16 protein-coding genes are annotated in these 18079 nt (G+C 69.9%); 8 read left to right on the top strand and 8 right to left on the bottom strand.

The window, feature by feature from the left end:
• Nucleotides 1-4 precede the first annotated feature (4 nt).
• The 6 genes from AC3WQR_RS19720 to AC3WQR_RS19745 are packed head-to-tail and all read right to left on the bottom strand — an operon-like array spanning nucleotide 5 to nucleotide 6712.
• Nucleotides 5-2410, bottom strand: coding sequence for an MMPL family transporter (locus tag AC3WQR_RS19720; RefSeq protein ID WP_492743218.1), 2406 nt, complete (start codon nucleotides 2408-2410; stop codon nucleotides 5-7).
• The gene (locus AC3WQR_RS19725) at nucleotides 2407-3042 is read right to left on the bottom strand and encodes a LolA-related protein (protein ID WP_492743219.1); all 636 of its coding nucleotides are present in this window, start codon (nucleotides 3040-3042) and stop codon (nucleotides 2407-2409) included. Before AC3WQR_RS19725 ends, AC3WQR_RS19720 begins: the two co-directional genes overlap by 4 nt.
• Nucleotides 3014-4024 (bottom strand): lysophospholipid acyltransferase family protein, encoded by a 1011-nt coding sequence (locus AC3WQR_RS19730; RefSeq protein WP_062482685.1) that lies wholly within the window; start codon nucleotides 4022-4024, stop codon nucleotides 3014-3016. Before AC3WQR_RS19730 ends, AC3WQR_RS19725 begins: the two co-directional genes overlap by 29 nt.
• The gene (locus AC3WQR_RS19735; protein WP_492743220.1) at nucleotides 4021-5736 is read right to left on the bottom strand and encodes an AMP-binding protein; all 1716 of its coding nucleotides are present in this window, start codon (nucleotides 5734-5736) and stop codon (nucleotides 4021-4023) included. The genes AC3WQR_RS19730 and AC3WQR_RS19735 overlap by 4 nt, the downstream gene beginning before the upstream one ends.
• A gap of 16 nt (nucleotides 5737-5752) precedes the next feature.
• Nucleotides 5753-6397: a COG4648 family protein gene (locus AC3WQR_RS19740; RefSeq protein ID WP_070060740.1), complete on the bottom strand. Its 645-nt coding sequence runs from the start codon at nucleotides 6395-6397 to the stop codon at nucleotides 5753-5755.
• Nucleotides 6398-6400: 3 nt separating this feature from the next.
• Nucleotides 6401-6712, bottom strand: a complete 312-nt coding sequence (locus AC3WQR_RS19745) for a phosphopantetheine-binding protein (RefSeq protein WP_062482694.1) — start codon at nucleotides 6710-6712, stop codon at nucleotides 6401-6403.
• 102 nt (nucleotides 6713-6814) lie between these two features.
• Between AC3WQR_RS19745 and AC3WQR_RS19750 the strand changes: the two genes are divergently transcribed.
• Nucleotides 6815-8326 carry a helicase HerA-like C-terminal domain-containing protein gene (locus tag AC3WQR_RS19750; RefSeq protein WP_307693558.1) on the top strand — a complete coding sequence of 504 codons (1512 nt, stop codon included), beginning with the start codon at nucleotides 6815-6817 and terminating at the stop codon, nucleotides 8324-8326.
• A gap of 10 nt (nucleotides 8327-8336) precedes the next feature.
• Here the strand turns inward: AC3WQR_RS19750 and AC3WQR_RS19755 are convergent, their stop codons facing one another.
• Together AC3WQR_RS19755 and AC3WQR_RS19760 are read right to left on the bottom strand one after the other, a co-directional pair.
• Nucleotides 8337-8978, bottom strand: a complete 642-nt coding sequence (locus tag AC3WQR_RS19755; protein WP_492743221.1) for an NrsF family protein — start codon at nucleotides 8976-8978, stop codon at nucleotides 8337-8339.
• Complete coding sequence (locus AC3WQR_RS19760) at nucleotides 8975-9559, bottom strand: sigma-70 family RNA polymerase sigma factor (RefSeq protein WP_062477750.1); 585 nt, start codon at nucleotides 9557-9559, stop codon at nucleotides 8975-8977. Before AC3WQR_RS19760 ends, AC3WQR_RS19755 begins: the two co-directional genes overlap by 4 nt.
• Before the next feature lie 86 nt (nucleotides 9560-9645).
• On the opposite strand from AC3WQR_RS19760, the gene AC3WQR_RS19765 reads away from it, so the two are divergent.
• The 7 genes from AC3WQR_RS19765 to AC3WQR_RS19795 form a co-directional block, all read left to right on the top strand.
• Nucleotides 9646-10065, top strand: a complete 420-nt coding sequence (locus AC3WQR_RS19765; protein ID WP_492743222.1) for a hypothetical protein — start codon at nucleotides 9646-9648, stop codon at nucleotides 10063-10065.
• Between the two features lie 14 nt (nucleotides 10066-10079).
• Nucleotides 10080-10547, top strand: coding sequence for a DUF6152 family protein (locus AC3WQR_RS19770; protein WP_070060744.1), 468 nt, complete (start codon nucleotides 10080-10082; stop codon nucleotides 10545-10547).
• Between the two features lie 93 nt (nucleotides 10548-10640).
• Entirely contained in the window at nucleotides 10641-11966 is a 1326-nt protein-coding gene (locus tag AC3WQR_RS19775; protein ID WP_062477758.1) for a GTP cyclohydrolase II, read from the top strand.
• The gene (locus AC3WQR_RS19780) at nucleotides 11963-13360 is read left to right on the top strand and encodes a URC4/urg3 family protein (RefSeq protein ID WP_492743223.1); all 1398 of its coding nucleotides are present in this window, start codon (nucleotides 11963-11965) and stop codon (nucleotides 13358-13360) included. Before AC3WQR_RS19775 ends, AC3WQR_RS19780 begins: the two co-directional genes overlap by 4 nt.
• Nucleotides 13361-13410: 50 nt before the next feature.
• Nucleotides 13411-14040 carry a uracil phosphoribosyltransferase gene (upp, locus tag AC3WQR_RS19785; protein ID WP_062477764.1) on the top strand — a complete coding sequence of 210 codons (630 nt, stop codon included), beginning with the start codon at nucleotides 13411-13413 and terminating at the stop codon, nucleotides 14038-14040.
• A gap of 189 nt (nucleotides 14041-14229) precedes the next feature.
• Entirely contained in the window at nucleotides 14230-15231 is a 1002-nt protein-coding gene (locus tag AC3WQR_RS19790; protein WP_056582550.1) for a BMP family protein, read from the top strand.
• A gap of 33 nt (nucleotides 15232-15264) precedes the next feature.
• Nucleotides 15265-18079: polysaccharide deacetylase family protein (locus tag AC3WQR_RS19795; RefSeq protein ID WP_492743224.1), on the top strand; the 2815-nt coding region annotated here is incomplete at its 3' end.

The following is an 18079-nucleotide window of genomic DNA, read 5'->3' on the forward strand; positions in this document are numbered from 1 at the left end:
CCCATCAGCGCGACCGCTGCGGGCTCGGGCCCTTCCCGGGCGCCACGTTGCGCGCGAACGCGGCCGACAGCAGCAGCGCCAGCAAGGCACCCGGCGCGACCACGCGGCCGATGGACGACAGCGCCGGGATGTCCGAGATCGCGATCAGCCCGAACGACACCACCGTCGTGAGGTTGGCCAGCATCAGCGAGGCCAGCGTGTCTTCGTCGGCGCGACCGGTCGTGCGCAGCTGGTCGAAGAAGAGCGCGTAGTTCGATCCCACGGCGACGATCAGCAACAGCCCCACGAGGTGCAGGATGCCGAGTGCCGCCTGCGCCAGCGCCATGCCGCCCAGCGTGAGCACCACCGCGAACAGCAGCGGCTGGCACACGGCCAGCAGGCGGCGCCACGAGCGCAGGTACACGCCCAGCAGCACCACCACCGCCAGCGCGCCCAGCAGCACCTGCACGAAGGCCTCGTGCAGGTAGCGCTGGTAGAGGCCGCCGAGCTCGCGGCCGACGTCCACCACCTGCACTTCGGGCAGACCGGCCAGCGCCTCCTCGAGGCGCGCCTGTTCGAAGCCGGGGCCGGGATGCAGCACGACCAGCGTGGACCAGCCACCACCCGGTCGCTCGTACATCAGCGTGTTGACCACCGAGTCCAGCGGGCCGCCCATGAGGTCGGCGCGCTGCACGGGCGCTTGCTTGCGCGCAGCCTCCACGTCGGCCACGAAGGGTCCGAGGCGCGATGCCGGCAGCGGCAGGCCCTTGGTCGCCTCGGCCAGGTTGGCACGCAGCGTGTCGGCGTCGGGCAGGCTGGCCTGGCGCGCCGTTTGCGCGGCCACGCTGGGCAGCACGCGGGTCACGGCTTCGTAGCCGCTGAGCTCGCCCTTGTCGACCAGGGCGTCGAGGCGCGCAGCCGCGGCCTCGGTGTGGCGCAGTGCGGCCTGTTCGTCGTCGCCGAAGGCCACCACGAGCACGCCGCCGTCGCTGGCGCCGATGTCCTTGCGCAGCATCTCGTCGAGCTGTTGGGCCGAGCGCGGCACGGGGCTCATCGCGCTCAGGTCGGCGCGCCACAAGTGGCCGCCCTGCCACAGCACCAGCGCGAGCGCCGCCACGCCGAGCGCCGCCAGCGGCCAGCGCAGGCGCGGCAGGCCGCGCACCAGCAGGCCGGCCAGGCGCGCCATGTGCCGGCGCATGCCCATGCCGGTCGCACCATCGGGTGCCAGCACGGGCAGCACGTAGCGCGTGGCGAGCGCGGCCGACACCAGCCCGGCGATCGAGAACACGCCCAGCTGCGCCAGCCCTGGAAAGCCCGAGAACACCAGCGCCGCAAAGCCGCACACGGAGGTCAGCAGGCCCAGCCGCACGGTGGGCCAGTGCACCTCGCGCCAGCGCTGCCAGCCGGTGCCGGCCACGGCCGCGCCACGCGCCTGGATCAGGTAGTAGATGGCGTAGTCGACCGTCTCGCCGATCAGCGTGCTGCCGAAGCCCAGCGTGAGCCCGTGCACCGAGCCGAACACGAGGCTGACCGACGCGGTGCCGACCACCACGCCCGTGGCCACCGGCAGGAAGGCGATGACCAGCGCGCGCGGCGAGGCAAAGGCCAGCAGCAGCAGCACGCTCATCACGATGCCGCCCACCACCGCGAGGTGGATGGCTTCGGTCTTGATCTTTTCGCGGCTCATCACCGAGAACACGGGCGGCCCGCTCAACAGCAGCTTCGGCGCGGCCTCGCCCATGCCACGCGCGGCGGATTCGTAGGCAGCCTGCACGCGGGCGATGGCGACGGCCTGCGCGTCGAGGTCGCCGCCGGCCGCGCGCGTGGTGGCGATCATGAGCGCACGCGGCGCCTCGCGCGACATCCAGACGCCGGCCTCGCTGCGCGGTGCGCTGGCCGGCACCAGCTCCATCGCGATGCGTTGGGTCTCGCCCGTCGGATCGCTGTCGAGCAAGGGCTTGATCGCATTCCCGGCCGGCGTGCCGAGCATCGACAGCGTGTCGACGATGGCTTCGCGCAGCCCTTCGGCGGTGAACTGCCCCGGCATCACGCCGGACGAGAGCTGGTAGCGGTGCTGGAACACCCAGGTGCCGGCCTCGCTCCAGTCGCTCACGTCGCCGTTCTGCACCAGGTCGAAGAGCTGGCTGTCGCGCATCGCCTTGCCGACGGCGCGCGAGACCTCAGCGCGCTGCGTGACGCTGCCGCCCTCGAAGCCCAGCATCAGCGTGCGCGAGGCGACGCCGCTTTGCAGCTGCTCGATCAGCACGCGCTGGCGCAGGTCCGGGCTCTTGGGAAGAAAAGCCGACAGGTCGGCGCCGATCTGGGTGCGCGCGATGACGACCGCGCCGAGGGCCACGACCAAGAGCCACGCCAGCAGGACGACGATGCGGCGCGACCACCCCGGCGGCCCGCCCGCCTGCGCCAGGCTCACGGCGTCGCGCGCCCGGGGGCGCCGGCCGGCACCGCCGACGCCGGCGCGTTGGGCGAAATGTGCATGACCGAACGGTCACCGCCCACGAACTCCATCTCCAGCCCCAGCACCTCGCTGTTGCGGCCGGTGATGCGCATGCTGCGCACCTGCGCGGCCAGCCGGCTGTCGTTGGGCGTGAGGTCGAGCGTCCACTTGCCGGCGGCGCCGGTCACGGTGCTCTTGAAGTAGCGCTGCAGCGTGGCGCCGTCTCCGCTCAGCGTGCCGCGCATGGCTTCGACCAGGCCCAGCAGCTCGGGCATGCTGTCCAGCGCCAGCGTGCGGTTGCGGTTGCCGCGCGACAGGGTCAGCGTGTTGCCGTCGACGGACATGGTCTCGATGCGCGGCGACAGCGTGCGGCGCACCAGCTTGTCGGGCGCCTCGAAGCTCAGCGTGCCGCTCGCGTCGAGCGGGCCTTCGAGGCCGTGCACGAAGCGCTGCTCGGTGAAGCGCGCCTCGCCGCTCTTCTGCCGGGCCAGCAGGCCCATCAGTTCGGGCAGGTCGAACGCCGCCCAGGCCGGCGCGGCACAGAAAGCCACCGCCAGCACCACCACCCTGCAAAGCCGATCAAGCCGCATCTTCGAGCCAGAAATCATGAAAGTTGAACCAGTTGTACGGGTAGGCGCGGCACAGCGCCTCCAGGCGGGCCACATAGGCTTCGACCGCACTTCGGATGCGGCGTTCACGCTCCGCGGCATCGGCGAACGGCGTGCCGAAGTCGGCCAGCGGGTCGAACCGGACATCGTAGCGGGCACCGCCGCCGTACATGCCGGCCATGAAGAACACCTTGCGGCGCAGCAGCGCCGCAAGCCGGAACGGGCCGTCGTTGAAGACGGCCGGCTGGCCCAGGAAAGGCAGCACGATGTTGTTGCCGCGCTGGTTCGCCGGCTGCTCCTCGCTGCCCGGCAGCGTGCGGTCGGCCAGCATGCCGCCGAGGCCGCCGCCGTCGAGCCAGTCGCGCAGCGCGAGCATCGAATGCGGCCGGCCGAGCGCGATCACATGGGGCCGCATCTCGGGCAGCGCGATGGCGTTCAGGATGGCGGTGATGCGCTGCGCGTTGTCGGGGTACATCAGCATCGCCAGCCGCATGCGGTTCTGGTGCTTCTGCTGCTTGCAGGCGCCGAGCACCTCGAAGCTGCCGATGTGGGCGCCGAGCAGGAAAGCGCCCCGCCCTTCAGCCGCCTCGGCCTCGATCGGGGCGTTGCCTTCGATCTTCAGCTTGAACAGGTCCATGCGCCCGCGCAAGAAGTACACGCGGTCGAGCACGGTGGAGGAAAACGCGTGCAGCAGGCGGTAGCCGTCGACCCAGCCCGCGCGCGGGCCGATGGCCCGGAACAGGTAGCGCTTGATGTAGCGGCGCGGCGCCGGCGCGAACAGCAGGAAGTACAGGCTGATCGGCGGCAGCAGCAGCCGCGTGACGTGCCGTCCGCACACCAGCGCCATCAGGCAGATGAAGCGCAGCGCCAGCATGTTGCTGCGCTCGGGCGCGCGCGCCCAGTCGCCCTGCTGGGCCGCCGGGCGGGCAGTCTGCCGCGCCGCTTCGTCCACGGCGCGCGTTTCGGCGTCGGTGTGCTTCATCCCGCCGACTCTGGCACAGCCGTCCAGCGGCCGGTGACAGCCGCCACGCCGTCACAGCGCACGTCGAAACGCACGCCGCGGCCGGTTCCGGCCTCGGGATGCAGTTCGATGGACAGCGTGCTGCCGGGCCGCACGGGCGCCAGGAACTTGGCGGCCGCCAGCGTCGGGCTCGCGCCGAGCCGTGCCGACAGCGCTGGCACACGCCGCACGACCTCCATGACCTCCGCCAGCAGCAATGCGCCGGGCACCAGCGGCTGTCCGGGGAAATGGCCGGCAAAGGCCGGATGGTCGATCGGCACCGTGTGCGCCATCTGCACCGGCGTCTGGTCGTCGGCCAGCTGCGCCAGCGCAAATTCGCGCAGCGCCCGCACCGTGAGCTTGCCCGTGCCTTCGCGCGGAAAGGCCTTGACCTGCACCACGCGGCGCGGCACGAACACCGGCTCCAGGCGTTGCCGCAGTGCAGCAATGATGTCCGCCGCCGTCAGCGTGGGCGCGACCACGAACGCCACCGGCCGCACCACGCCGTCGGCCACCTCGTCGGGCAGCCAGAAGGCACCGTCCTCGACACCGGCGATGCTGTTGAGGTGGTAGTTCAGGTGGGCGAGCGAACTGCGCCGGCCGGCGACGTGGATCAGGTCGTTGGCACGGCCGAACAGGCGAAAGCGCCGTGCATCGAGCAGCTCGAGCACGTCGGCCATCGGCGTCGGCTCGGGAATGAAATCGCCGCTGAAGATGAAGCGCTCGGGGCCGTCGCCCTCCCCCGGTTCCGCGTGTACGCGGATTTCGCCGAAGGTTTCCCAGATCTCGCTCTCGGTCGTGCGACGCGTGGCCACCTGGCCCGATTCGGTGCTGCCGTAGATTTCGAGCAGCACACCGCCCAGCGCCTGCTCGGCCTGCGCGGCCAGCTGCGGCGACAGCGGCGCGGTGGCCGACAGGATCAGGTCGACCGGCGGCAGTTCGATGCCCGACAGCAGCAGCGTCTTCAGGTGGAACGGCGTGGTCACCAGCGCGCGCGGACGCGGCACCGAAGCCAGCGCCTTCGCCACGTCGGCCGGAAAGAACGGCCGCCCGGTTTCAAACGCGGCGCCGCCGAGCATCGCGAGCAGCACCGACGACTCCAGGCCGTAGCTGTGCTGCACCGGCACGGTCGCCACCAGCGTGAGCCCTTCGAGCGTGGGCCGCTGCAGCACGCGGCACAGCCGCTCGACCGCCACGTCGACGTCGCCGACCAGCGTGCGCCAGGCCTTGGCATGCGGCTGCGGCACGCCGGTGGAACCCGAGGTGAGCAGGCTGGCCGCATGCCGGCCGCCGTCGATGGCGGGCACCGGCGCATCGCCGGCCGGGCCGGGCACGGCCTCGACCTGCAGGCGCCGCATGCCGGGCGTGTCGAGCTTGTCGTCGTCGGTCAGCGCGAACAGGTGGGCGCCGCCGGTTTCGGTCAGGCGCGCCAGCGTGTCCGGCCGCGCATCGGGCGGCAGCAGGCTGGCGTGGCCGCGCACCAGCGCAGCGCCCAGACTCACGGCGAAGGCGTAGCGGTCGAGGCACAGATTGACGGCAGGACCTTCGGCAGGCAGTGCGGGCGCCAGGCGCGCGACGTCGGCCAGGAACTGCCGCGTGCTGACCGGCTGGCCGGCGCGCCAAGCCAAGGGCGCGTCGGGGTTGCGGTCCGCGAGCAGCGGCAGGAAGGAAGAAGAAGCGGTGTCGAAGGTCACGCGGGCTGTGCCTGTTTCATTGGCCGCCAGCGCCGTTGTCCACCGTCGAGGTGCCGTAGAACGCGCGCACCGCATCGACGAGGCGCGTGCGTTCGAATTCGGGATGCAGGCGGTAGCGCACGAGGTGCTCGCCCACGAAAAGCAGCGCCACGCTCAGCGGCGACAGCACGTTGGCCAGCAGCGACCATGCCGAGAACGGCATCGTCAGATAGACCACGATCGACGAGACCACCACCACGGCGAAATACACCGTCCACACCTGCGTGAGGTGCGTCGTGTAAGACAGCATGTGTCCCTTCAGCGGGTGCACGCGCTGCGCGAACTGGGTGATCAGCGGCAGGCCCTTGCCGCGCAGCGTCGAGCCGAACCAGCCGCACAAGGCACCGTTGATGCCGATGTGCTGCAGCACGTAGAGGCGGTTCGTGTCGCCCGCCTCACCGAGGAAGACGAGCGAGAAGCCGCCGATGCCCAGCGCCGCTGCAATGGCCAGGCCCCAGCGGCCGAACCAGCTGGCGGCGCAGCCCATGGCCGCGATCCACAACGGGCCGAGCAACACCACCACAGCCCAGGGCTCGGTGGCGTGGAACAGCGTCATCCAGTGGGAGAGGCCGGCATACGTGACCCCTACCAGCAGCAGGAGTACGAGTCGCCATCGGGACATGGATCAGGTGGCGCTGCGGTGCTCGGCGACGTGGGTCGCGAGCGTACGCAGCGACTGGAAGATCTGCTGGTTGCGCTCGTCGTCCGAGCGCAGCTGGAAACCGTAGCGGCGCGAAACTTCGAGCGCGACTTCGAGGATGTCGATGGAGTCGAGGCCCAGACCTTCGCCGTACAGCGGGTCGGTGGGAACGATCTCTTCAGGTGCGACCTCGAGATTGAGCGCGTTCACGAGCAACACGGCCAGCTCTTTTTCGATCGGCGACTGTTCGGATGCATCGCCAGTGGCGGGAATGGGGGGCTGAGCAGTCGATGACAAAAAAACCTCCTGAACTTTTTTCCTGAACGACCGTGCGGGGTCGTGAATTATAGGAGTGGCGGTTGATTAGACTGCGCGCTTCGATACGACCCGGAGCGCCCCATGGCCGACCCCCTTCTGATCGCACGCCACGACACCATCGAGTGCACCCTCCTGCCCGGCTTGGCCAACCGCCATGGCCTGATCACCGGCGCCACCGGCACCGGCAAGACCGTCTCGCTCCAGACCATCGCCGAACAACTGTCGAACATCGGCGTGCCGGTGTTCATGGCCGACGTCAAGGGCGACCTGACCGGCATCAGCCAGAAAGGCAGCGTCGGCGAAAAACTGGCCGCCACGCTCAAGGAACGCGGCATCGACGTGCCCGAGCCCGCCGCCTGCCCCGTCACGCTGTGGGACGTGTTCGGCGAACAGGGCCACCCGGTGCGCGCCACCGTGTCCGACATGGGCCCGCTGCTGCTGGGCCGCATGCTCGACGTGAACGAAACCCAGGCCGGCGTGCTGAACCTGGTGTTCAAGATCGCCGACGACAGCGGCATGCTGCTGCTCGACCTGAAAGACCTGCGCGCCATGCTGCAGTACGTGGGCGAGAACGCGAGCCAGTTCACCACCGAGTACGGCAACATCAGCGCCGCCAGCGTGGGCGCGATCCAGCGCGGCCTGCTGCAGATCGAGACCCAGGGCGGCGACAAGTTCTTCGGCGAGCCGATGCTCAACATCACCGACTTCATGCAGACGGTGGGCGGCAAGGGAGTGGTGAACATCCTGGCGGCCGACAAGCTCATGAACTCGCCGCGCCTGTACGCCACCTTCCTGCTGTGGATGCTGTCGGAACTGTTCGAGCAGCTGCCCGAAATCGGCGACCCCGAGAAGCCGAAGCTGGCCTTCTTCTTCGACGAGGCCCACCTGCTGTTCAACGAGGCGCCCAAGGCGCTGGTCGAACGCATCGAACTGGTGGTGCGGCTGGTGCGCTCCAAGGGCGTCGGCGTGTATTTCGTCACGCAAAACCCGCTGGACATTCCCGATTCGGTGCTGGCCCAGCTGGGCAACCGGGTGCAGCACGCGCTGCGTGCCTTCACGCCGCGCGACCAGAAGGCCGTGAAGGCCGCCGCCAGCACCATGCGCCAGAAGCCCGGCCTGGACATCGAGACCGCCATCACCGAACTCGCCGTGGGCGAGGCGCTGGTGAGCTTCCTGGACGCCAAGGGCCGCCCGAGCATCACCGAGCGCGTGTACGTGCTGCCGCCGGGCAGCCAGCTCGGCCCAATCACGCCCGAGCAGCGCAAGGCGCTGATCGCGGGCTCGCTGGTGGCGGGCGTGTACGAAAAGACGGTCGACCGCGAATCGGCCTACGAAAAGCTCAAGGGCCGCGCCGAGAGCGCCCCCGATGCGCCGGCTGCCGGCGCCAAGGGCGGGGCCGCCGCGGAAGAATCGTCCGGCATGGGCGGCATGCTCAACGACATGCTCTTCGGCAGCACCGGCCCGCGCGGCGGCAAGCGCGACGGCCTCGTGCAGACCATGGCCAAGTCGGCGGTGCGCACCATGGGCACGTCGGTGGGCAAGGAGATCCTGCGCGGCGTGCTGGGCGGGATCTTCGGCAGCAAGAAGCGCTGAAGCAGCGCCGTTACCAGCGCAGCAGGCGCGGTCCCAGCACCGCGCCCAGCAGCACCGGCACCGCGATCCCGCTCACGTACCAGACCGCGAGGAACGGCGCGGTCAGCTCCATGCAGTGCAGCGCGTAGACCGACGCGCCCACGCCGCCGGCCAGCGCGCCGGCCGCGGCCCCGGCCAGCGCGGGCCGCGTCGGCGCCAGCCCCCGCAGCGCCACGAAGGTGGCCGCGAACACCGGCAGCGCCATGAAGCCGATGCTCAGGGCGCAGATGCGCCACGACTGGCCCATCAGCAAGGGCATGCGCTCCTCGATCGGCACCGAGAACCAGACGAACGCCGCCAGCCCCCAGATCCCCAGCACCGGCAGCACCCCGCCCCACCACGCGTGGCGCACCCGCACGCCGGGCCGGGCCAGCCGCTGCACCGTCACGAAGGCCGCCGCCGCGATGCACAGCGGAAACAGCACCTTGACCCAGAACATCGGCCAGAACATCGCCTGCACCAGGTCGGGCCGCAGCCCGTACTCGCCGAACAGGATCACGAAGGACAGCGGCAGCGCGGCCAGCACCGCCAGCCCGATGCGCCCACTGGCGCTGCGCCGCGGCACCGCCACCTCGCCGGCGGCCAGCAGGTTCACGAGGTCGTCGGTCTTCATGGCGCGGCACCTCCCCCGAACTTCGCGGCCAGGGCCTTCAGGCCCCGGTGGATGCCGACCTTCACCGCCGACTCCGACATGCCCGTGAGGCTGGCCGTCTCGGCCACCGAGAGGCCTTCGATCTTCACGTGCACGATCGGCAGGCGCTGGCGTTCGGGCAGGGTCTGCAGCAAGCCGCCGAGGTCGCGCTTCGCGTCGCTGGCCTCGGTGGCCGACGCCGCGAACACGGCCAGGTCGTCGTCCAGCGGGTCATGCAGGTCCTCGCGGACCGACTTGGCGCGCAGCAGGTCGATCATCTTGTAGCGCGCAATGGCATGCACCCAGGCCGTCAGCGGCTGGTCGCTCTGGTAGGTGTGGCGCTGGTTGTGCATGGCGAGCAGGCATTCCTGGACGAGGTCTTCCACTTCATCGGGCCAGCCGAACAGGCGCTTGCCCAGAAAAGCGCGCAGGTGCGCACTCAGTTTCTGCAGGAACTCGCGGTAGGCGCCGGCGTCGCCATCGAGGCCGCGAAGGAACAGGCGGCGCAAGGCCGCTTCCGCGTCGCTCGGTGTCGTCCTGCTGCCTACGGTGTTTCGTGCCATCGGGCCGGCCGGTTACAGCCTGGTGAAAAAAGATTGCAAGGGATTGTGCCGCGCCCCCACGGCGGGGCTTGCGCTAAGCTGCCCCGATGCTGGCCGGACTCGTCTCGCACCCCTGGGCCTACCCGGCGCTGGAGGCGGCGCACATCGTGGGCATTGCGCTGCTGTTCGGCGGTCTGCTGGTGTTCGAGCTGCGCGCCCTGGGCCTGGCCCGCGAGCTGCCGGCGCCGCTGCTGGCGCGCCTCACGTTGCGCCCCGCCCTGCTGGGCTTCGGCCTGTGCGCGCTGACCGGCCTGACCATGTTCGCAAGCCAGCCAAGCGAGTTGCTGAGCAACACGGCCTTTCGCGTCAAGCTGCTGCTGATCCTGCTGGCCGGCCTCAACGCCGCCTGGTTCCACCTGCGCGGCGACCTCGGCGGGCAGAGCGGGTTCGCCAGGTTTCAATGCCTCCTGTCTTTGGGGTTTTGGCTCGCTGTCATCATCTGCGGGCGCTGGATTGCCTATGTCTGACCAAGGAGAACGCGATGCTGCATCGACGCATGTTCGTGACCGGTTCGATCGCACTGGCCCTGCCCGCCTGGGCCCACCACGGCTGGAGCAGTTTTGACCAGGAGCGCCCGCTCTATCTGGAAGGCCGCGCCACCAAGGTGAGCTGGCGCAATCCGCACGGCGAGCTGGAGATCGAGCTGCCCGAGAACCTCGCGCTGCCGCCCGACCTGAAGCAGCGGCCCCTGCCCAAGCAAAGCGCCACGGTCGACGGCGCGGCGCTGCTGGCCAAGGCGCAGTTGCCGACGCGGCGCGACCGCAAATGGCAGATCGAGCTGGCCCCGCTCACGCGGCTGCAGGCCTGGGGCGTCGAGGAGATCAAGCCCGGCACGCCGGTGGCGGTGCTCGGCTTCACCTTCACCGGCGAGAAAGGCGACGCAGTGCTGCGCGCCGAGTACCTGTTCGTGCACGGCAAGACCTACGGCCTGCGCTCGTCGCCCGCCTGAACTCCCGCGCTGCAACAGCGCGGCTGGAGCGCGCGGGCCCTCGCTTGCCAGCCGCACAAGTGCTCGGTACATTGCATTTTTTGAGGGCCTCAAATGTCTGCAGACAGTACCGCGCTCCCTTCCGCCTTGCCGACCGCGACCGGTGCCAGCCCGGCGCAGAGCCCTCCGCTCCACCCCTCGTCCTCGACCGGCCACATCCGCCTGACCTCGCATGCCGGCGGCTTCGGCGCCCTGCCCATCCACTGGGGCGCGGCCACCGCCACCGAGCGCGGGCCCGTGGTCGGCACGACCACCAAGCGCGCGCACCGCAACGTGATCGGCACGCACAGCGGCTCGTACAGCGTGTACCGCGCGCTCGCCGTGGCGGCCGGCGCCCTGAAGCGCGAACACAAGGCCGACCTCACCAACACCGCACCCACCGACGTCATCGGCCCGTATCCGCAGTGGAGCGAGCCCGGGCGCATCGTCTCGCTCGACCCCTGGGGCGCGCTGGTGGCCGACGTGTTCTCCACCGAACTCGCGGCCGGCTACGACATCCGCCCGACCATCGCGATCACCAAGGCCCACGTGATCCTGCCCGAGGTGATCGAGGCACTGCAAAGCGGCCGCCTCAAGGCCGACGGCCACTTCCTCACCACGGGCGGCGCCGCGATGGTGACCAAGGCGGCCATCGAACCCGTGTGGTACCTGCCCGAGGTGGCGCGCCGCTTCGGCTGCTCCGAGACCGACCTGCGCCGCACGCTCTTCGAGGAAACCGGCGGCATGTACCCCGAGCTGGTCACGCGCTCCGACCTCGAGGTGTTTTTGCCGCCCATCGGCGGGCAGACGCTCTACATCTTCGGCAACCCGCGCGACCTGGCCAACCCCGACGTGGAGCTCACCGCGCGCATCCACGACGAGTGCAACGGCTCCGACGTGTTCGGCTCCGACATCTGCACCTGCCGCCCCTACCTCACGCACGCCATCGAAGAGTGCATCCAGGGCGCGCAGCGCGGCGGCGTGGGGCTCATCGCCTACTCGCGCAAGGAAGGCCGCGCGCTCGGCGAGGTGACCAAGTTCCTGGTCTACAACGCCCGCAAGCGGCAAGTGGGCGGCGACACGGCCGACCAGTATTTCGCGCGCACCGAGTGCGTGGCCGGCGTGCAGGACATGCGCTTCCAGGAGCTGATGCCCGACGTCTTCCACTGGCTGGGCATCAAGAAGATCCACCGCCTCGTCTCGATGAGCAACATGAAGTTCGACGCCATCACCGGCTCGGGCATCGAGATCGGCGAGCGCGTGAACATTCCCGACGAACTGATCCCGGCCGACGCCCGCGTCGAGATGGACGCCAAGATGGCGGCCGGCTACTTCACGCCCGGCCCGGTGCCGGACGCAGAGGAACTGAAAAAGGCCAAGGGCCGGGGATTGAGCGAATGAGCCGAAGCACCGACATCGATCTGCCCGCCGACGGTTCCGGCAGCCTGCGCCCCGGCGGCGCGGGCAATGTCGACCCGTCGATCGAATTCACTCCCGACACCGGCCACCCGGCCGGCGCCGCCAGCCTGCTGCGCACCACCACCGCCATCCGCCAGCGCGCGGGCGCCCTGCTGGCACGCGCGCGCCGCGGCGAGTCGCAGTGGTTCCGCATCGGCAGCGACGACGCGCTCGAAGACGCGGCGCGCACCGTGGCCGAGGTCACGCGCGAGCGCTACCCCTGGGACACCATCCCGTACCACAGCCGCTGGCGCCACTTCGAGGCCGGCGGCGTCGACCGCCGCCTGCAGCTCGACGCGCTGCTCGGCAAAGGCCTCGACGCCCGCCAGCGCGCCCGCGCCCACATCGACCTCACGCTGGTGAGCGTGCTGCTCGACGCCGGCGCCGGCCCGACCTGGCACTACACCGAACCGGCCACCGGGCTGCGCTTCACGCGCTCCGAAGGCCTGGGCGTGGCGTGCTTCCATGCGTTCACCAGCGGGCTCTTCTCGTCCGACCCGAACCACCCGCTGCAGGCCGACGCGGCCGGCCTGCGCGGCCTCGTGACCGAGCGCCTGGGCGACGCTTTCCAGGTGAGCGAGGTCAATCCGCTGGTCGGCCTGTCCGGGCGCGCCGTGCTGCTGCGCCGGCTCGGCGAGGCCATGAGCGAGCAGCCCGAGACCTTCGGCGACGACGGCCGGCCCGCCGGCCTATTCGACGCGCTCGTGGCCCCTCTGGGCGCCGCCTCGCCGCCCACGGCCGAGATCACGGCGCACCAGATCCTGTCGCTGCTGCTGGACACGCTGTCGCACATCTGGCCCTCGGCCAACGCCATCGACAGCCTGGCGGCCGACGGCAGCGACAACGTCGGCGGCTCCGGCGACCCCGCCTTCGCGCTGGGCGACTGCTGGCGCCACAGCGCCGTCGCTGGCCCCGGGCTCACCAACGGCTGGATGCCGTTCCACAAGCTGTCGCAGTGGCTCACGTACTCCCTGCTCGAACCTTTCGAATGGGCCGGCGTGAAGGTGCGGCATCTCGATGCGCTCACGGCCCTGCCCGAATACCGCAACGGCGGCCTGCTGATCGACAGCGGCGTGATCGTGCCGCGCGAGCCGGCCTTTCTCACCCGCCGCTGGAAGGCCGGCGACGAGTTCATCGTCGAATGGCGCGCCCTCACCGTGGCGCTGCTCGACGAAATCGCCCCGCGCGTGCGCAAGGTGCTCGACCGCACCGAGGAAGAGCTGCCCCTGGCCTGCGTGCTCGAAGGCGGCACCTGGGCCGCGGGCCGGGTGCTGGCACAGCGCTTGCGAAACGGTGCGCCACCGCTGCAGATCGAGAGCGACGGCACCGTCTTCTAGTCTTTTAGACTCTCCTGTTTTCCGCAACGGCACACCAAAAGAAGACTCCAATGAGCAACGTCCACCTTGTCGACCACCCCCTCGTCCAGCACAAGCTCACGCTGATGCGCCGCAAGGACGCCTCCACCAACAGCTTTCGCCGGCTCTTGAACGAAATCAGCATGCTGATGGCCTACGAGGTCACGCGCGACATGCCGATGCAGGACATCGAAGTCGAGACCCCGCTGGAGACCATGCAGGCCAAGGTCATCGACGGCAAGAAGGTGGTGCTGGTGTCGATCCTGCGGGCCGGCACGGGCATCCTGGACGGCATGCTCACGGTGGTGCCGGGCGCGCGCGTCGGCCACATCGGCCTGTACCGCGACCCCAAGACGCTCACGGCCGTCGAGTACTACTTCAAGATGCCCGGCGAGATGGAGAACCGCGACGTGATCGTGGTCGACCCCATGCTCGCCACCGGCAACTCGGCCGTGGCCGCGGTCGAGCGGCTGAAGGAACTCAACCCCAAGTCGATCAAGTTCGTCTGCCTGCTGACCTGCCCCGAAGGCGTGAAGACGATGCAGACCGCGCACCCCGACGTGCCGATCTACACCGCCGCCATCGACCGCGAACTGGACAGCCATGGCTACATCCTGCCCGGCCTCGGCGACGCCGGCGACCGCATCTTCGGCACTAAGTAGGCTCGCCCCCAGGCTTCGCGCACTTCGTGTCGCTTCGCCACCCCCCTACCGGGGGCAACACCTGAGGCCCGGCGGAGCCGGTTCCTCGGTGTTTGCTGGAAGGGAGCCGGCCCCGAGCGGCCGGCTCGATTCGGTGGGTGGGCATGGGGATTGCAGGGCTGGTTCTTTCATTTCATCGAGGAGAAGACCGTGACAGCACGCCGTCAATTGATCGTTCGTTCCATCGCCGTCGCCGCAGCGCTTGCGGCGGGCGCCCCGGGCCTTGCGCTCGCGCAGGCCAAGCTCAAGGTGGCTGCCGTGTACACGGTGCCATTCGAGCAGCAATGGGTGGGCCGCATCCACAAGGCGCTGAAGGCGGCCGAGGCGCGTGGGGAGATCGAATACAAGGCGACCGAGAACGTGAGCAACGCCGACTACGAGCGCGTGATGCGCGAGTACGCCACGGGCGGCAACCAGCTGATCCTGGGCGAGGTGTTCGGGGTGGAAGCAGCGGCGCGCAAGGTCGCGAAAGACTTCCCCAAGGTGGCGTTCCTCATGGGCTCGTCGCTGAAGCCGCAGGCGCCCAATTTCTCGGTGTTCGACAACTACATCCAGGAGCCGGCCTACCTCAGCGGCATGGTCGCGGGCGGGATGACCAAGAGCAACCGCATCGGCATGGTCGGCGGCTTCCCGATTCCGGAGGTGAACCGGCTCATGAACGCGTTCATGGCGGGCGCGAAGGAAACGAATCCGAAGGTGGAGTTCAGCGTGAGCTTCATCAACAGCTGGTTCGACCCGCCGAAGGCCAAGGAAGCGGCCTTCGCGATGATCGACAAGGGCGCCGACATCATGTACGCCGAGCGCTTCGGCGTGTCGGACGCGGCCAAGGAAAAGGGCAAGCTCGCCATCGGCAACGTGATCGACACGCAGGCCCAGTACCCCGACACGGTGGTGGCCTCGGCGCTGTGGAACTTCGAGCCCTCGGCCGACCGCGCGATCAAGCTGGTGAAGGAAGGCAAGTTCGCCGCCGAAGACTACGGCGTGTACTCGCACATGAAGCACAAGGGCTCCGAGCTCGCGCCGCTGGGCACCTTCGAGAAGAAGGTGCCGGCCGACGTCGTGGCCAAGGTGAAGGCGAAGCAGGCCGACATCCTGGCCGGCAAGTTCACCGTGAAGGTGGACGACGCCCAGCCGAAGTCCACCGCCAAGTAACCAGCAGACAGACAAGCGAGCAGACCCGAACCCATGAAGCGTGCGCGATGGCAGACCGCAATCCATGGCGTGGCCATCGCGGCGTTGGCCGCCGGGCTCGCCGCCTGTCAACCTGAGCCGGCGGCCCCAGCCACCGCCCCGGCGGTCGAGGTGCCCGCATCGGCCGCCTCGGCACCCGCTGCCGCTGCGCCGCCGGTGGTCGCGCCACCGGTCGGCATCCCGGCCGCGCTGCAGGCACGCGCCGACGCCCTGCTCGCCGCGCACCGCCAGATGATCGTGCTGATGACCGGCGAGCGTGCGCTCGAGGCGGCCGAGAAGCGCGCTGTCAGCGCCGTCGGGCAGCAGCTGTTCCACGAGATGCAAGAGCGCCAGCAGGCGCTGATCGCACAGGCCGCGGACATGACAGACCCTGCCGCCGTGGCGGGCCTGAACGCGCTGCTCGACCGCATCGAGAGCGAGCCCAGCTGGTTCGACGCCGACCGGCTGGCGTTCAAGGAGTTCCTGTCCGAGCTGAGCACGCGCTACAGCCAGGCGCAGTCGCTGTCCGGGCTCAAGCTCGGCCGCCGCGCCAGCGAAGACCTGGCCGTGCTCGCCGAGATCGAGCAGGCCTACGACCGCGAGCTGAAAGACGTGTTCGGCCGCTTCGCGCAGCGCGGCATCGAGCCCAAGCGCGAAAAGTGGGCCGACTACGTGGCCAAGCTGCAGGGCCTGTACTCGCGCGAGCAGATACTGAAAGACTTCGGCGCCATCGTCCCCTACACGCAGCCCCCGGGCGGCGCCAAGGAAAAGGACAGCGCGGACGCACGCGAGATCTTCGGCACCTCGCTGCCCGCCAAGACCGTCGTGCTGACCTTCGACGACGGCCCGCACGCCAGGCACACCGACGAGATCCTGGAGATATTGAAGCGCTACGACGCGCCCGCCATCTTCTTCCAGCTCGGGCGCAACCTGGGCAAGCTCGACGCGCAGGGCAAGGCCCAGCTCAGCGCCACCGGCGCGGCGGCCAAGCGCGTGCTGGCCGCCGGCCACGTGCTCGCCAACCACAGCTTCAGCCACGGCATGATGGCCAAGATGACGGACGACGCGGTGCGCGTCGAAGCCAGCGAGACCGAAGCGCTGCTCGACGCCACCGGCCGGCTGCAGTCCACCCTGTTTCGCTTTCCCTACGGCGCGCGCAACGAGGCCAAGCTGAGCACGGTCGAGGCGCTCAAGCTGCGCTCGATGATGTGGACCGTCGACTCCATGGACTGGGCCGACCCCGTGCCCAAGTCGATCGCCGACCGCGTGCTGGCCGAGGTCGACAAGGCCAAGCGCGGCGTCATCCTGTTCCACGACATCCAGGGCCGCACCGTGCAGGCGCTGCCCACGGTGCTCGACCAGCTGGTGGCCGACGGCTACCGCTTCGCCACCTGGCGCGACGGCAAGTTCGTCGTCAGCGCATCGAAAAAGGTGGCGCCCGACGACGGCGTGGCCGCCACCTCGGGCGACACGCTCTACCGCGAGAGCCACGCGCTGGTGATCGGCATCGACAAGTACGCCAAATGGCCCGGCCTGCACCACGCGGTGCCCGACGCCAAGGCGATGGAGCAGCTGCTCGTCACGCGCTTCGGCTTCAAGCCCGAGAACATCACGGCGCTGTACGACGACCAGGCCACGCGTGCCAACATCCTGCGCGCGCTGAATGAAAAACTGACCGACGGCAAGCGCGTGAAGCGCGACGACCGCGTGCTGGTGTTCTTTGCCGGCCATGGCAGCACCCGCAAGCTCGCGAGCGGGCGCGACGTCGGCTACATCGTGCCGGTCGACGCCACGCTGGACAACCTGCCGTCCGACGCCATCTCGATGCCGCAGCTGCAAGAGGTGGCCGAGGCGCTGTCGGCCAAGCACGTGCTGTTTCTCGTGGACGCCTGCTACTCGGGCCTGGGCCTCACGCGCGGCGGCGCGTCGCAGGGCAACAGGAATTTCCTGACCGACAACGCGCGCCGCATCGGCCGCCAGATGCTCACCGCCGGCGGCGCCGACCAGCAGGTGGCCGACGACGGCCCCGGCGGCCACTCGGTCTTCACCTGGACGATGCTGCAGGCGCTGTCGGGCAAGGCCGACCTGAACGGCGACAACGTCATCACCGGCACCGAGCTCGCGGCCTACGTGGCGCCGGCGGTCTCGGCCATCGCGCGGCAGACGCCGGCCTTCGGCAGCCTGCCGGGCTCGGAGGGCGGCGAGTTCGTGTTCGCGCTGCCCGTCGAGCGCGAAGGCCTCAGCGGCGACAGCCTGCAGCTCGACGCCGCCGCCAGCCAGGTCAACAAGCGCATCGACCAGGCCAACGAGCAGGCCGTGCATGCGGCGGCCGTACCCAAGACGGCCAAGGCGGCCAAGGCCGGCCCGGCCGCCGTCGAGGTGGTGGTGAAGAACCTTGAAGGCGCCGACACCAAGCTGACCATGCCGGCCGCCGCGCCGCTCACGCCGCGCGTGGCCGCCCAGCGCGCCAACGACCGCGGCCTGCAGCTGTACCGCGAGCGCCGCTACGACGAGGCTGAAGCCGCCTTCACCGAGGCGCTGAAGCTGCAGCCGCGCTTTGCGCTCGCGGCCAACAACCTGGGCTTCGTGTACTTCAAGCGCGGCAAGCCGGTCGAGGCCGCGCGCTGGTTCGAGCAGGCCATCGACATGGACGGCAGCCGCGCCCTCGCCTACCTGAACCTGGGCGACGCCTACCTGCAGGCCGGCAACGACGCCAAGGCGCTCGCCGCCTACACCACCTTCGTCGGCCTGGCGCCGAAGCACGCGCGCGTCGCCGCGCTGCAGGCCTGGATCGCCACGCCCGACGCCGCACACCGCCCCTCCCTCCCGC

Source organism: Variovorax sp. FW305-3-2-15-B-LB1, assembly GCF_058787635.1.